Source organism: Buttiauxella sp. AC038, assembly GCF_979253565.1.
The window spans coordinates 1,852,400-1,867,603 of record NZ_CEEDCQ010000001.1 but is presented as its reverse complement, the minus strand read 5'-3'; the positions used below and the strand labels follow the sequence as shown (position 1 = coordinate 1,867,603).

Below are 15,204 nucleotides of genomic sequence, written 5' to 3'. Positions count from 1 at the left end.
ATGTTAGAAATTGCGTTACGCCTCCAGGATGTACATGTTGCCTATGGCAACAGCCAACAAAGGGTACTGAAAGGGTTTTCGATGTCAGTACGCAAAGGTGAACTGGCCTGCCTGTTAGGTGCTTCTGGCTGTGGGAAAACCACGGTATTGCGGGCTGTTGCCGGTTTTGAACGGCTGCAAAGCGGTGAGATTTATGTTTCACAACGCCGTGTCGCAGGAACAGGCGTTCACCTGCCACCGGAAAAGCGCCACGTCGGCATGGTGTTTCAGGAATATGCGCTATTCCCACATCTGACGGCACAACAGAACGTGGCATTTGGCCCGCGCCGGTTACCGCGCGAGGAGCAACAGGCGCGAGTGACTCAGTTGCTACGAATGGTGGAATTGCATAGCCATGCCAGCCACTATCCGCACGAGCTTTCCGGCGGACAACAACAGCGCATTGCGCTGGCGCGAGCACTGGCCCCGAATCCTGAAATCCTGTTACTCGATGAGCCTTTTTCAAGTCTTGATAAGAAAACGCGTGAACGCCTCAGCGGCGAGGTGCGTGATATTTTGCGTGACGCGGGGCAAACAGCATTGCTGGTGACGCACAGCGAACAGGAAGCCCATCTCATGGCCGACCATATCGGTTATGTGCAACAAGGCGAGTATTGCGCGAGTCAGCATTCTCGCGCGCAACAAACGGAACGTTTAGTTTAACGCTTCAACCGCGGCGGTTTCGTGCAAGCGTAACCAGAGCAGATCAGAATCCGTCTTACTGAATACGACGGTGGAATGGCGCAGCGTGTTTTCTTGCCCCGGTAAACTTTGCCACTCGCTATAGCTGACCACCGCACCAGCAGGCCACTCGGCAATCACTGTTATCTGGTCCAGTGAAATTTTCAATCCAGGTTTTGCGGCTGGCTGAGCCTGAAAGAATGCGCTTAGTGAGTCAAAATCCAATGTGTTGCCACCGGGCGTGACCATGGTAAATACCGGTGAAAAGCGAGCCAGCAACGCCTGCACGTCCCCTTCTCCTTTGCCAAGCCAGTTTTCGATTGCCACGTGTGCCTCTATCACTTCCTGAATGTAGCGATTCATCTTCTCTCCTTTTGAGCCTTGAGTTGACGCAAGATAGCGCCGTTAGCGATGCGCAGACAAAGCAGCGCAGGAATTACTGTGCTTGCCGCCGCCAGATAAAAACACCATTGATAAGCCGTGGCGGGCGCAAGCGTTTCCAGCAAGGTATTGAGCAGCAGACTCAATATCGATATGCCCATACAAAAGCTCAGTTGGCGGTTGATGTTCCACAGTGCGCTGGCCTGGCCAAGTTGCTCATCTGCCACCTGTAAAAAGGCACAACTTTGCGCGGTACTGCTACACAAACTGCCACCGAACCCCATCATGGCGAATGCGGCCAGCAGAAGTGGATATTGTTCCGCGCTGTGAACCTGGGTCAACGCCAGAATACCCAACCCTTGCAGCAGACAACCCGTTATCAGCATAGGGCGTGGACCAAAACGGTTGAACTGTTTTCCGGTGAACGTTATCGCCAGTAATGAGGCAATCGACCAGGGCACCATTAGGCTGCCCACTCGCGTAGCACTCAGGTTAAGTTGATTTTGCAGCCAAAGCGTCGCAATCAGGCTGACGCCAATAAACATCCCCGGAATACACTGATAAATCATCATCGCGCTGCGTAATAACGGATCCTTCACCAGGCGGAGATTAATCAGCGGTTGTGGATGACGTAGGCTTTGGCGAACGAACCCCGCGAACAGCGCTATCGCGCATAGCAACAATACGATGCCATTCAACATCTGACCGTTTTCAGCCAGCATCGTGAAACCCAGTAAAGTACACATCAGCGCACCGCAACCGCTAAGCATGCCGATAAAATCCAACGCTGTGGACTGCGTGGTACGGGGTTCTTTTTCTAGCCAGACTGCCGCCAGCAGCAGCGCGATGAAAGCCAGTGGCAGATTAGCGAAGAAAACCCAGCGCCAGCTGAGTGAATCGACAATCACCCCGCCAATCGCTGGCGATATCGCCGGCGCTAACAGGCCCACGAGCATTATCGCCGCCGATAGTGCGGCGCGTTCATGGCTGCGATAAAGCTGGTAGGTTAACGTCTGCCCAACGGGGATCAGCAGTCCGCCGCCCAGCCCCTGTAAGAGCCGCCAGCCAATCAGTTGTTCGATAGAGTTCGCAATTCCCGCGCCCAGTGTCGCCAGTAAAAATGAACTCAGCGAAAGCAGCAAAACTGCGCGCCCACCGAGGCGCTGCGCGAGCCAGGCACTGAGCGGAATCACCAGCGTCAGCCCTAAAATATAAGCGTTACTGACCCAGGAAAGTTCGCTGACTGAAGCCCCAAGCCCGCGCCCGATAGCGGGGTACGCAACATTGGCGATAAACATGTTGATCAAATCAACGAAAAAACCCAGCAGATAAACAATGGCAACTTTGGTGCGATAACGCATAAAACCTCCGGTTAGAGGCGACGAAGTGTAGCGGTATGGAAGATGGGGATAAATCGTCTGGCAGGCGTTACACTGTCAAAATATTTTTGACAGTGACGAGGGTTATTGTGCTGAATCTGCAACGGTTAACCATATTTGTCGCCGTGGTGAAGGCCGGGAGTTTTACCGCAGCGGCTACCGCGCTGGGCCTGACTAAGGCGGTAGTGAGTTTTAACATCAAACAGCTTGAGGCCGAATCAGGCGTGTCGCTGTTGGTGCGCAGCACCCGGCGGCTTTCGCTGACTGAGGCGGGAGAGCGTTTTTATCCCCGTTGCCAGCATCTGCTCGAGGAAGCTCAAAACCTGCTGGACGATGTGCAGCGCGATCACCAGGGGTTGAGCGGCGTACTGCGCATAACCAGCACACCGGAATATGGCTCTCAGGTGGTGGTGCCTGCGCTTGCGGCATTTTCGCGTGAACATCCGCAACTGCGCGTCCAGCACGTTTCTTCTTCGTATCATGCGGATTTGATAGCGGAACGATTCGATGTGGCTATCCGCCTCGGCCAGCTTGCGGACTCGAATCATCGGGCCGCACCTGTCGATAGCTTCGCGATTTTACCCGTAGCCGCCCCGGCTTATCTGGCCGGACACCCCATAGAAAACCTGGCTCAGTTGGCGCAAGCCGCATGGCTGGCTCACAGCCGTCTTGCTTCGCCCCTTAGCTGGCAAGTCACGACCCCAGAGCGGCAGGCGATATTATTTGATGTGGAAAAAGCGCCAAATATCGTCGCCGATAGCGCAGCCGCGCTGCTGGCCTTTGCTCTTGCAGGTGCAGGCGTCGCACTGTTACCTGAATGGCTGGTGCGCCCGGCGATCGCCTCGGGTCAGTTACAGGCGGTATTGAGTCAACACCAGTTTCCTCGCCAGAGCATCTATGCGCTTTACCCTAATACTCGCCATGTCCCTGAGAAAGTACGCGTGTTTATTGATTTCTTTCAAGCGTGGGTGGGTCGTACGAAAAGGTAAAAAAAAGCCGCCACAGATACTGTGGCGGCCTCGGTTCGGTGGTTCAGAATAGAGAAATACAGTCAGGGCTTATGGTTCAACCGCATTCAAACGAATGAGCTGTAACGGTTCTGCCAGCAATGAATCCATCTGCTGCACAAACACCTGGAAATGTGGCAGCGCAATGTGCACATCCAGCGCTTCCTGCCCTTTCCAGGACTCGCGCATATAAAAGACATCTGGCGTTTCCTGCAGCTGGAATAAAGCGTAATCCAGGCAACCTTCTTCTTTACGTGTCGGTGCAATCAGCGCTTGTAACGCGGATTTCAGATTGTCGCGTTGCCCTTCTTTGGCCTTCAGTACAGCGATGATCGACAGTGTGTTATCGGACATTTTTAGCACTCCGTTAAAATTTCGCTGAACTCAAGACGCGATTTTGGCAATGACGCGTTGAAGTCTTCCACGCTGCGATAGCCAATTGGCACGATAACCAGGCTGGTGAAGCCTTTCTCACGCAGGCCAAACTCTTCGTCCAGAATACGGGCGTCAAAACCTTCGATTGGCACCGCATCAATATTCAGGGTGGAAACACCCAGCAAGAAGTTGCCAACGTTCAGGTAAACCTGCTTTTCCATCCAGTGCTGCGCATCTTTGTAATCAAAGCGGTGCATATTCACAAAGTAAGAACGACCTTTGTGCTGCCCTTCCATCGCCTGCTGGCTGGCAAAACGGCCATCGGCATTTTCCTGGTCCAACAGTTTAGACAGGTGCGTTTCATCAATGGCTGTTTTCGAGCAGAACACCACGACATGTGAAGCATCAAGCACTTTGCGCTCGTTGAACACATAGAAGCCGGATGTCGCTTTAGCAATGCGCGCTTTCGCTTCGTCAGTGCTTGCCAGAATAAAATGCCACGGCTGTGAGTTAGTGCTGGACGGGCTGAGGCGCAGCAAATCCTTCACTTTCTCGATATTTTCTTCGCTAATTTTTTTGTCTGCATCAAACGCTTTAGTCGAGTAACGTGATGCTGCTGATTGAATAATGTCCATGATATTTTCTCTATGATTTTTATGTAATTAGAAGCCTTCGAGGACGATTTTACCGACCGCACGATTGGTTTCAATTAATTCATGGGCGCGACGTAAGTTGTCGGCATTAATGATGCCGAAATGCTCGCCTAGCGTCGTCTGCAACACCTTCTGGTCAATCAGGTCAGCCACACGGGTCAGCAGGCGATGCTGCTCAATCATGTCGCTGGTCTCAAACATGGAACGAGTGAACATAAACTCCCAGTGCAAAGAAATGCTTTTTACTTTTAGCGGGCGCGCATCCAGTGTTTCAGGGTCATCAATCAATGCCAGTTTCCCTTGCGGAGCCAGCACTTCAATCAGTTGAGCGTAATGCTGTTCGGTTTGATTCAGGCTGGCAACGTGAGTCACATTTTTTACGCCAATACGCGCCAGTTCTTCCGTCAGCGGTTTGCTGTGGTCGATAACATGATGCGCACCCAAATCTGTAACCCATTTCTGGCTTTGCGGGCGTGAAGCGGTGCCGATAACAGTGATATTGGTCAGCTTACGGGCCAGTTGCGTAAGAATGGAACCCACGCCGCCTGCCGCGCCGACAATCAACAGTACATCATTTTCGTTGCCGTTTTCTGCCACACCCAGGCGGTCAAACAACATTTCCCATGCGGTGATTGCTGTTAAAGGCATAGCCGCTGCGGAGGCATTATTAATAGATTTTGGTTTCAGTGCGGCAATGCGCTCGTCTACCAGCTGGAATTCGCTGTTGCTACCAGGACGGGTCAGCGAACCGGCGTACCACACTTCATCGCCGGGTTTAAACAGCGATACCGCTTCACCCGTTGCAACCACAACACCTACGGCATCCCAACCTAACACGCGTGGCTGTTCGGCGTTAAAACCGGCACGCACTTTGGTATCGACCGGGTTCACCGAAATCGCTTTCACTTCTACCAGCAAATCGTGCCCTGTAGCGACCGGAGTCGGGAGAGTAATCTCACTAAGAGATTCCAGATTGGTGCCATTTTGTGCAGCTTGAGTAATCGCGATAGCTTTCATGGTTGCTCCAGAGATTAAAGGGTTCATCGTGTGAATGAACTCATGGTACAAGGTGTGCTGCGGGCGAAAAATAGTGCCTGTAAAACAACACTTATACTCGGAGAGTTAAAATGCTCAGGTTGGAAGACCTCACTTTGTTTGTCAGAGCCGCTGCCTTAAACAGTTTTAGTGAAACCGCGCGTGAAGCTGATTTGCAGCCCGCACAGGTCAGCACCGCCATAAAGCGCCTTGAGCAAACGCTGAATATCCGATTATTTGCCCGTTCTACGCGCAGTCTGCGGCTAACGCCGGAAGGGGAAACCTGGCTGCCGTACGCCATCAGCGCCCTGCAAACACTGGAGGCCGGGCTTGAGCAAATCCAGCCTGCGAGTGACGAAGTGCGCGGCGTATTGCAAATTGCGGTGCCATCAGACCTTGGGCGCAATATGTTACTCGCGGTATTTCAGGCTTTCCGGCGTGAACACCCGGCACTGCATCTTAAAATTCTCTTCTCTGACCAGATTACCGATGTGTTCAAAGATCCGGTGGATATAGCTTTCCGTTACGGCAACAACGACGACGCCTCGTTTGTCGCACTCCCGCTCGCCCCTCTTAATAGCCGGGTTGTGGTAGCGGCCCCATCCTATATCGCACGTTGTGGTGAGCCGAAAACGATTAGCGAACTGGCTCAACATGACGCGTTAACCTACGCGCTTCGCGGGCGGGTTTACGATAAGTGGACACTAAGTTTAGACGGTGACATGCACCATGTGGCGGTGAAAAGCGCGATGATGAGTGATGATGCCGAAGTCATTCGCCGCTTAGCGGTGGCAGGAGAAGGAATTGCTTATAAATCCTGGCTGGATGTCAGCGAAGATGTGAATGAAGGCCGTCTTAAAATTATTCTGCCACAGTATCAGGGTGATAGCGTGCCGCTCAATATGATTTGCCCGCATCGTAAGCAGCTTTCGGCAACGGTGCATTTGTTGCATCAGGCAGTGAAACAGCGTTGTGACGTGTTGCAAAGCCTGATGCCTGCATAAATGGAAACCGGCCATCAAAATGGCCGGTTGAAAAAACACTTACTGAATCGGATAGGTATACGGCGCGTTCACGCCCAGCGGCAGACCGACCGCCCACCACACCAGCAGGAAGATGCTCCAGCAGATGAAGAAGATAACCGAGTAAGGCATCATCATCGACACCAGCGTACCCACGCCTGTGGACTTCACATAGCGCTGGCAATACACCACCACCAGCGGGAAGAACACCATCAACGGGGTAATAATGTTGGTAGTGGAGTCACCAATACGGAACGCCGCCTGCGTCAGTTCCGGGGAGATACCGACAGCCATCAGCATTGGCACCATAATAGGTGACAGCAGCGCCCATTTCGCCGAAGCCGAACCAATCAGGATATTCACGACCGCAGTCAGCAGAATCATACCGATAATGGTCGCTTCGCCCGGCAGCGCCATGGTTTTCAGCACGTCAGCACCCGCCAGCGCAATCAGCGTACCAATATTGGAATCACCAAACGCTTTGATAAACATGGCACAGAAGAATGCCATCACCATGTATGAACCCATTTTGCTCATGGATTGGTTCATCGCATCGATGACATCTTTGCCGCGGCTAAAGGTGCCAGCCACAAAACCGTAGACAATACCAGGGATGATAAAGATCAGGAAAATCAATGGCACGATGGACTTCATGATAGGCGCGCCATAACTGGTCAGCGAGCCATCTGTCGGGCTACGAAGCAGAGAGGTTTCAGGCCACGCCAGCGCCGCAAGACCTGCCAGCCCCAGAACCATCACCAGACCCGCGACTTTAAAACCACGGCTTTCTGCAGCGGTGTAGCTGCTCATATCTTCGTTATGTTGATAATCGCCGTCGATTTCTAGTTTCGACACGCGTGGCTCAACAATACGTTCAGTCACCCACCAGCCGACCAGCGTAATCATCACTGTCGAACCGATACCGAAGAACAGGTTACATAAGGTGTTGACGGTATAAGTCCCGTCCAGCAACTGCGCGGCAGTTTGGGTGAAGCCCTGTAGCAATGCATCGTTACCGGTTGGCACCATGTTGGCCGCAAAGCCGCCAGAAACCCCGGCAAATGCCGCTGCAATGCCCGCCAACGGGTGGCGTCCGGCAGACATAAAGATAATCGCACCCAATGGGATAACCAGCACATAACCCGCATCAGCGGCAACGTGGCTGAACATCGCGACGAAAATAATCATCGGAGTGAGCAGTTTTTTCGGCGTCACACGCAGCATTTTTTTCAGGCCGGTATTAATAAAGCCTGAACTCTCTGCCACGCCCACACCTAACATCGCCACCAGCACGATCCCCAACGGGGCAAAGGTGGTAAACGTTGTCACCATTGAGGAAAGGGTTACGGTTAACGCCTGCGCCGAAAGCAGGTTATTAATTCTGACTGCTTCATTGGTCACAGGATTGACGACATCAAAATCAACGGTGGAAAGCACCGCCGACATCGCCATCACAACCAGTAAAAAATAGAAAAAGATTAATGCAGGTTCGGGTAATTTATTTCCTGCTTTCTCAACAGCGTTGAGAAATCCTGTCATTAGACGACCTTCCGTGTTCCTTGTCGTTGTGCTCATCACTACCTCGTCTTCCTGTTATATTCACCAAAGTCATTGCTTGCGGCAATTAATAACATTTTAGAATATTTCACTGCCAGTAACTTTACGTTACTAGTCAAAACGAGACATTGCAGGGTGATGAATATCATGGTTTTAAACGAAAATCGCCCCGTGAGTTCAATAAACACACGGGGCAATTAAGATAGCGTTCAAAAGCTTCCAGTAAGAGCTTTATTCTGTTTGTGAGAGCGACTCTCTTTTAAGGCGCGGGTATTTTTTCAGCCAGCGCCCACTGATCATTCGCCAGTAGAACAACACGCCGCGCACCGTCCAGTCGAAGAACATCCCCATCCAGACACCGACCACACCCATCTCTAGCACAATCCCTAATGTGTAGCCTGCAACTACGCGGCAGCCCCACATGCTCGCCATGGAAACCCACATGGCAAAACGTGCATCGCGAGCGCCTTTCAACCCGGCGGGTAATACCCATGACGCAGCCCAGATAGGCATAAACGCGGCATTCAACCAAATTAGTATCTTGACGACTTCTTTTACATCATCTTCATGGGTGTAAAACGAGGCCATCAACCCAGCGAAAGGCGCGGTTCCCCAGGCGATGATCGTCAGCCCCAGCGTTGAGAGCCAGAACACATGGCGCAGCTGCCTTTCGGCCTGGCCAATCTGCCCTTTCCCCAGACGCTTGCCGACAATAATGGTGGACGCAGAACCCAGGGCGTTACCGGGCAAGTTAATTAATGCCGCAATCGAGAACGCGATAAAGTTGCCGGCAATGACGTTGGTGCCCATCCCGGCGACGAACATTTGTGTCAGCAGCTTACCGGCGTTAAACAGCACCGATTCAATACTCGCCGGGATCCCAATCCCTAACACTTCCCACAAAATGCCCACTTTGAGCGGTCGGAAATAGCTTTTTAGCGAGATACGCAAAGAAGGAGCAAAGCCAATCACCAGCACATAAACGAAACCGATAGCGCCGATATAACGTGAAATAGTCAGTCCTAAACCGGCACCAAAAAAGCCCAGCCCGTTCCAACCCAGCGCGCCGTAAATCAAGACGCTACTGATGATAATGTTGAGGATGTTCATCCCGCCGTTAATCAGCAATGGGATTTTAGTGTTCCCTGCCCCGCGTAACGCGCCGCTGCTGATAAGCGCAATCGCCGCTGCCGGGTAACTCCAGACGGTGGTTTGCAGATACGAGAGCGCCAATGCTTTAACTTCAGGTGTGGCAGCCCCAGCAATAACGTTAACAACATGCTCACCCGCCAGGTGAATGCCCGCCGCCAGGAAAATCGCAATAATTGTCATTAATATCAATGACTGTCGCGCGGCATCTCGCGCACGTTTTGGGTCACGTTTACCGAGGCTGAATGCCACCACAACGGTGGTGCCGAGATCCACAGCAGCAAAAAATGCCATGATCACCATGTTGAAGCTATCAGCAAGCCCGACGCCTGCCATCGCCTCTTTTCCCAGCCAACTCACAAGGAAGGTGCTCAGCACGCCCATCAGTAAAACGCAGGTATTTTCCAGGAAGATAGGCACCGCAAGCGGTGTAATTTCGCGCCAGAACAGGACTCGGTTGCTTTTCCGTTTGGCGTACCAGCGAGTTTTTTCCACGCGCTGATGAAGTGCTGCTTTTAAGTTCAAGATTGACCTTGGGGAGGAAGTGAAACCACATTTCAAATAATGATTTACAAATCGTTATCCTGCAAAGAGTTTTTTGAAATTAGTCGAAGACACTGGTGGATGTCGCTGCGCTAATCCCCCCTACAACACCAAAATTTGGAAACATTTACGGTTTGTGTAGGTCGGATTAGCGCAGCGACATCCGACAGAATACCCGTCAACCATGCCCGCCCAAATACGCCTTGCGCACATCCTCATTCCCCAACAACTCCTCACCACTGCCGCTGAGCCGAATCTGCCCGTTTGCCATCACATAACCGCGGTCGGAAAGTTTCAGCGCGTGGTGCGCGTTTTGCTCGACTAAAAAAATCGTCATACCGTTACGCGCCAGTTCGCGCAGCGTCTGGAAGATTTGCTTCACTACGATAGGCGCGAGTCCAAGACTCGGTTCATCCAGCAACAACAGTTTCGGGCGGCTCATCAACGCACGCGCAATCGCCAGCATTTGCTGCTCGCCACCGGACATCGTCATCGCCCGCTGTTTGCGGCGTTCTTTTAAACGCGGAAACAGATCAAACATGGTTTGCAAATCCTGCGCGGCAAATTGGTTGCCGATGGGAATCGTGCCCATCAGCAGATTTTCTTCGACGGTCATATCCGGGAATATTCGCCGCCCTTCCGGGGCCTGGGCAATTCCGCCAGACGCCACAAAGTGCGTCGATTTATGGCTGATATCTTCACCGCGAAACAGGATTTGCCCGCCGCGAATACGTGGCTGGCCGAAAATAGACATCAGTAACGTCGATTTCCCTGCCCCGTTCGCGCCAATCAACGCCACCGTTTCCCCTTCGTTCACCTGCAAAGAAACCTGTTTTAGCGCCTGAATCGCGCCATAAAAAACGTCCACATTGCGAAACTCCAGCATCGCCTCACTCATACACTGACCTCGTCTTCGTCGGTGCCCAGATAGGCGGCGATCACTTTTTCATCGTGTTGGATTTGTTCGGGTTTACCCTCGGCAATCACATCCCCGTGGTCGAGCACGATAATGTGGTCGGAAATATCCATCACCATGCCCATATCATGCTCAATCAGCAAAACAGTGATGTTGTGGTGGTCGCGCAGGAAACGGATGATTTTACTCAGGGTGCGCGTTTCAACCGGGTTCAGACCTGCAGCAGGTTCATCCAGGCAAATCATTTCTGGCGCGGTACACATGGCGCGGGCGATCTCGAGGCGCCGTTGCTGGCCGTAAGACATCTCCCCGGCGAGGCGATTAGCACAATCCACCAGTTCCACCACTTCCAGCCAGTAAAACGCACGATCAAGAGCACGGTTTTCCGCCCGGCGATAAGCGGGCGTGTTTAGCACACCGGCGAGCAGATTGCGGTTGACCTGCATGTGTTGCGCCACCAGCAGGTTTTCCACCACCGACATTTCGCGGAACAGGCGGATATTCTGAAAGGTTCGCGCAAGCCCGGCGCGGTTCACCAGATGGGTGCCGCCAAACATTTTGTAGAAAATACGCGAACCGAGCCGGGCCGGACTAATCCAGTCGCCAGGCTGGAATTTCTGCCCCAGTATCTGAATCACATTGGTGGTTTTGCTGCGCGTGTTAAACAAAATATTGCCGCCGGAAGCCTTATAAAAACCGGTCAGGCAGTTAAACACTGTGGTTTTCCCGGCACCATTAGGCCCAATCAGCGCGGTTATCGAGCCGCGCCGCACCTCAAGATTCACATCATTGAGCGCTTTGATTCCACCAAAGTGCATCATCAAATGCTCAACACTTAAAATCATCTCGCTCATGGTGCCACTCCCTTGCGCACCGCAAAGCCGCTGCGGTTGATGCGAATCAGGCCGCGTGGCCGCCAAATCATCATCACCACCATCAACATGCCAAACAGCAGAACGCGATACTCGGCAAAGCTGCGCAGGAGTTCTGGCGTCACCGTCAGCACAAACGCCGCCAGCACTACGCCAACCGTCGAGCCCATGCCGCCCAGCACCACAATGGCGAGGATTAATGCCGATTCAAAGAAGGTGAATGATGTCGGGTTTACAAAACCCTGGTAGGTCGCGAAAAACACACCAGCAATACCCGCCGTTGAAGCGCCCAGCGTAAAGGCGGAGAGCTTCACCAGCACATGGTTGAGCCCCATGGATCGGCAGGCAATTTCATCTTCACGCAACGCCTCCCATGCGCGGCCAATCGGCATACGCGTCAGGCGGTGTTTGATGTACAGCACCAGTAAAACCACCAGCACCAGAATGGCGTAGATGAATATAAACTTCAGATTCGGGTTATAGGTGAGATGGAAGAACTCGTGGAAAGGCACGCCACCTTCTTCTTTGGCACGCCGTCCAAACTCAAGGCCAAACAGCGTCGGTGGTGGCGCTGAAATGCCGTTAGGGCCGCCGGTAAACGTCAGCCAGTTATTCAGCACCAGGCGGATAATCTCCCCGAAGCCGAGGGTCACGATCGCCAGATAATCGCCGTGCATGCGCAAAACCGGGAAACCGAGTAAAGCCCCCGCTGCCGCTGCCATCAGCGCCGAAAGCGGCAACATCGACCAGAACCCCAGCCCGAGATACTGGTAACCCAGCGCCAACCCATACGCGCCAATGGCGTAGAAGGCGACATATCCCAGATCCAGCAAACCTGCGAGCCCAACAACAATGTTTAACCCAAGGCCGAGCAGCACATAGATAAGCCCGAGGATCGCCACCGTCAGCACATATTTGGTCGCCACAAACGGGAAGCAAATCGCCAGCGCTATCACCAGTGGAATTATCCAGCGCATGCGGCTTTTGTATTCTGGCGGGCGCACATACACGCCTGAGTTATCCGTTTCAAAACGGCTTAAAAAACGCATTCCGGTAGAGGTGGTAAAAAAAGCACTCAGCAAAAATCGGCCGACCATCACCACCGCGATAATCGCCACCAGCCGCTGGCCTTCGAAGTTAAAGCTGTAGCCATCGAGCACCACGCCAACTATCGGGCCAAAAACAATTAACGCCACTAACCCTGCAAAAACCGCATCCAGCAGGCAACGTTTTAGGGAAAAGCCTTCATGCAAAGCCGTTTCAGATGTCATGTTTTGCTCCCTCACACTTTGGCAACGATAGGTCGGCCAAGCAGCCCCTGAGGACGGAAAATGAGGATCACGACCAGCAACCCAAACGAGAACACATCTTTGTAATCAGAATTCACCATGCCCGAGAATTGCGCCTCGGCAATGCCAAGAATCAGCCCGCCAAGCATTGCGCCGGGTAATGAACCAATCCCGCCCAGTACCGCCGCCGTGAAGGCTTTAATGCCAATAATAAAACCGGCGTAAAAATCGAAAGTGCCGTAGTTCATGGTGATCAGCACCCCGGCAAGCCCGGCCATCGAGGCGCCAATCACAAACACTATGGAGATAATGCGGTCGGTGTTAATCCCCAATATCGAGGCCATTTTGCGGTCTTGCTGCACGGCCCGGCACATGCGCCCCAGTTTGGTATTGCCGATAATCCAGGTGAGCAGCAACATGCCAGCAAACGAGGCAATCAAAATGAACACTTTGGTGTAAGTGATTTGCACAAAACCATCGCCAATATGGAAACGGAACACACCATCAAGCATGGTTGGGATCCCCTGCTGGCGCGGCCCCTGACTGATTTGTGCGTAGTTTTGCAGGATTAGCGACATACCGATGGCGGAAATCAGCGGCGCTAAACGTGTGGAGTTGCGCAGCGGTTTATAGGCGATGCGCTCAATAGTCCAGCCGTAAACGCCCGTTACCACAATGGTGAACACCAGCGTGCCGAGAATGAGTAAAGGAAACGACTGCAAACCAAAGTACGACAACAGCGCAAGCCCGATGGCGCACAGATATGCGGAGATCATATACACTTCGCCGTGAGCGAAGTTAATCATGCCAATAATGCCGTAAACCATGGTGTAGCCAATGGCTATCAACCCGTAGACGGAACCTAGCGTTACGCCATTGATCAATTGTTGCAGGAAGAATGCGTCCATAGATAGGCAATCTCTTTTGTGACTGCGCCGATAACGACGCAGCCAGAATTAATAAGGCGTAATTGTTGCAGCCAGTTTGGACACGGCCTGCGCGGAAGAACCGGAGCGTACATGAAGTACGTGAGGATTCTGAGCACAGCCCGGGTTCAAAATGGCAAATAAAATAGCCTTACTGAACCTCTTTGTATTTGCCCTTATCATCCCACTGATAAACCACGTAATCGGACACTTTCAGGTCGCCTTTATCATCCCAGGCTTTTTTGCCCATCACGGTATCCACCGGGTTTGCTTTTAGCCAGGCACTGGCTTTGGCTGAATCTGTGCCGCCAGTGGCTTTAAATGCCGCAGCAATCGCCTGAACAGAAGCGTAGGAATAGAGGGTGTAACCTTCCGGTTCAAATTTACTGGCGCGGAATTTGTCGATTACCGCTTTGCCATCAGGGATTAAGCGAGGATCTTTACCGAAGGTCATGTAAATACCATTGGTGTATTGTGGGCCGCCTGCCGCAGTCACCATCTCTTCATTCACGATGCAGTCGCCGGAGAAGAATTTCGCCTGCACGCCCTGCTCACGCATCTGGCGCACCAGCGGCCCCGCTTCCGGGTGGCAACCGCCGAAGAACACCACGTCTGGTTTTTGCGCACCGATTTTGGTGACCAGTGCGTTAAAGTCTTTTTCACCGCGCGACAAGCCTTCGTACATCACATCATTGACGCCGCGTTTTGCGAGTGCCGTTTTGGTGGCATCTGCAAGCCCCTGCCCGTAAGTGTCTTTATCGTGAATAATCACCACACGTTTGGCTTTGAGCTTATCGATAATGAAATCGCTGGCGACCTTCCCTTGCTGGTCATCACGCCCGCACATGCGGAACATATCGCTCATCTTGCGCTCGGTGATAAGCGGGTTGGTCGACCCCGGGGTGATAGCAAGAATACCCGCGTCGTTGTAAACCTCAGAGGCAGGCATGGTAGACGATGAACAGAAGTGGCCGACCACGGCTTTCACTTTATCCTGATCCACCAGACGGTTAGCTACGGAGACCGCTTGTTTAGGTTCGCAAGCGTCATCGCCCTGGACCAGTTTGATTTTTTCACCATTAATCCCACCAGCAGCATTAATATCTTCGGCGGCCTGAGTCGCGCCATGCCAGTACTGATCGCCATAGGTCGCGTTCGGCCCGGTAAACGGCCCTGCGACACCGATGACAATATCGGCATGGGCGGAAAACGCCGTTACCAGACAACCAGCCAACACCAGAGAAAGAGGACTTCTGATCAATTTCAGCGACATTTGTATGTTCCTTAGCAAATCAGCAAAGAGGTTTATGCAAAACGGTGTAAGAGCCATTTTCAAAAGCAAAAACGCGAACAAAATGCACTATCCAGTCAATTTCCTGT

15 protein-coding genes are annotated in these 15,204 nt (G+C 52.6%); 3 read left to right on the top strand and 12 right to left on the bottom strand.

Annotated elements, in window-relative coordinates:
• Nucleotides 1-702 (top strand): ABC transporter ATP-binding protein, encoded by a 702-nt coding sequence (locus tag AC0IXI_RS08910; RefSeq protein WP_471682282.1) that lies wholly within the window; start codon nt 1-3, stop codon nt 700-702.
• On the opposite strand, the gene AC0IXI_RS08905 is transcribed toward AC0IXI_RS08910, so the two are convergent.
• Together AC0IXI_RS08905 and AC0IXI_RS08900 are read right to left on the bottom strand one after the other, a co-directional pair.
• Nucleotides 694-1,083: a DUF4440 domain-containing protein gene (locus AC0IXI_RS08905; protein WP_134185551.1), complete on the bottom strand. Its 390-nt coding sequence runs from the start codon at nt 1,081-1,083 to the stop codon at nt 694-696. The two genes, AC0IXI_RS08910 and AC0IXI_RS08905, sit on opposite strands and share 9 nt — an antisense overlap.
• On the bottom strand, nt 1,080-2,462 hold the full coding sequence (locus AC0IXI_RS08900; RefSeq protein WP_471682281.1) for an MFS transporter: 1,383 nt from the start codon (nt 2,460-2,462) through the stop codon (nt 1,080-1,082). Before AC0IXI_RS08900 ends, AC0IXI_RS08905 begins: the two co-directional genes overlap by 4 nt.
• Nucleotides 2,463-2,569: 107 nt before the next feature.
• On the opposite strand from AC0IXI_RS08900, the gene AC0IXI_RS08895 reads away from it, so the two are divergent.
• Nucleotides 2,570-3,469: a LysR family transcriptional regulator gene (locus tag AC0IXI_RS08895; protein ID WP_471682280.1), complete on the top strand. Its 900-nt coding sequence runs from the start codon at nt 2,570-2,572 to the stop codon at nt 3,467-3,469.
• Between the two features lie 69 nt (nt 3,470-3,538).
• Here AC0IXI_RS08895 and AC0IXI_RS08890 read toward each other — a convergent pair whose 3' ends face one another.
• The 3 genes from AC0IXI_RS08890 to AC0IXI_RS08880 are packed head-to-tail and all read right to left on the bottom strand — an operon-like array spanning nt 3,539 to nt 5,532.
• Entirely contained in the window at nt 3,539-3,841 is a 303-nt protein-coding gene (locus AC0IXI_RS08890; RefSeq protein ID WP_134185544.1) for a putative quinol monooxygenase, read from the bottom strand.
• Between the two features lie 2 nt (nt 3,842-3,843).
• Nucleotides 3,844-4,497, bottom strand: a complete 654-nt coding sequence (gene nfsB, locus AC0IXI_RS08885; protein ID WP_064559309.1) for an oxygen-insensitive NAD(P)H nitroreductase — start codon at nt 4,495-4,497, stop codon at nt 3,844-3,846.
• 27 nt (nt 4,498-4,524) lie between these two features.
• Complete coding sequence (locus AC0IXI_RS08880) at nt 4,525-5,532, bottom strand: zinc-binding alcohol dehydrogenase family protein (protein WP_134185542.1); 1,008 nt, start codon at nt 5,530-5,532, stop codon at nt 4,525-4,527.
• Nucleotides 5,533-5,642: 110 nt separating this feature from the next.
• On the opposite strand from AC0IXI_RS08880, the gene AC0IXI_RS08875 reads away from it, so the two are divergent.
• The gene (locus AC0IXI_RS08875) at nt 5,643-6,554 is read left to right on the top strand and encodes a LysR family transcriptional regulator (RefSeq protein WP_064559311.1); all 912 of its coding nucleotides are present in this window, start codon (nt 5,643-5,645) and stop codon (nt 6,552-6,554) included.
• A 39-nt stretch (nt 6,555-6,593) separates the two neighbouring features.
• Here AC0IXI_RS08875 and AC0IXI_RS08870 read toward each other — a convergent pair whose 3' ends face one another.
• The 7 genes from AC0IXI_RS08870 to AC0IXI_RS08840 form a co-directional block, all read right to left on the bottom strand.
• Nucleotides 6,594-8,111, bottom strand: coding sequence for an AbgT family transporter (locus tag AC0IXI_RS08870; protein ID WP_134185539.1), 1,518 nt, complete (start codon nt 8,109-8,111; stop codon nt 6,594-6,596).
• Nucleotides 8,112-8,360: 249 nt separating this feature from the next.
• Entirely contained in the window at nt 8,361-9,803 is a 1,443-nt protein-coding gene (locus AC0IXI_RS08865) for an EmmdR/YeeO family multidrug/toxin efflux MATE transporter (RefSeq protein WP_134185537.1), read from the bottom strand.
• Between the two features lie 196 nt (nt 9,804-9,999).
• A complete protein-coding gene (locus tag AC0IXI_RS08860; protein WP_422568030.1) occupies nt 10,000-10,719 on the bottom strand; it encodes an ABC transporter ATP-binding protein in 720 nt (239 codons plus the stop codon).
• Nucleotides 10,716-11,591 (bottom strand): ABC transporter ATP-binding protein, encoded by an 876-nt coding sequence (locus AC0IXI_RS08855; protein WP_471682279.1) that lies wholly within the window; start codon nt 11,589-11,591, stop codon nt 10,716-10,718. The genes AC0IXI_RS08860 and AC0IXI_RS08855 overlap by 4 nt, the downstream gene beginning before the upstream one ends.
• Nucleotides 11,588-12,880: a high-affinity branched-chain amino acid ABC transporter permease LivM gene (livM, locus tag AC0IXI_RS08850; RefSeq protein ID WP_134185531.1), complete on the bottom strand. Its 1,293-nt coding sequence runs from the start codon at nt 12,878-12,880 to the stop codon at nt 11,588-11,590. The genes AC0IXI_RS08855 and livM overlap by 4 nt, the downstream gene beginning before the upstream one ends.
• Nucleotides 12,881-12,891: 11 nt before the next feature.
• The gene (locus AC0IXI_RS08845) at nt 12,892-13,806 is read right to left on the bottom strand and encodes an ABC transporter permease subunit (RefSeq protein WP_134185620.1); all 915 of its coding nucleotides are present in this window, start codon (nt 13,804-13,806) and stop codon (nt 12,892-12,894) included.
• A gap of 169 nt (nt 13,807-13,975) precedes the next feature.
• A complete protein-coding gene (locus AC0IXI_RS08840; protein ID WP_471682278.1) occupies nt 13,976-15,097 on the bottom strand; it encodes a branched-chain amino acid ABC transporter substrate-binding protein in 1,122 nt (373 codons plus the stop codon).
• Between the last annotated feature and the right edge of the window lie 107 nt (nt 15,098-15,204).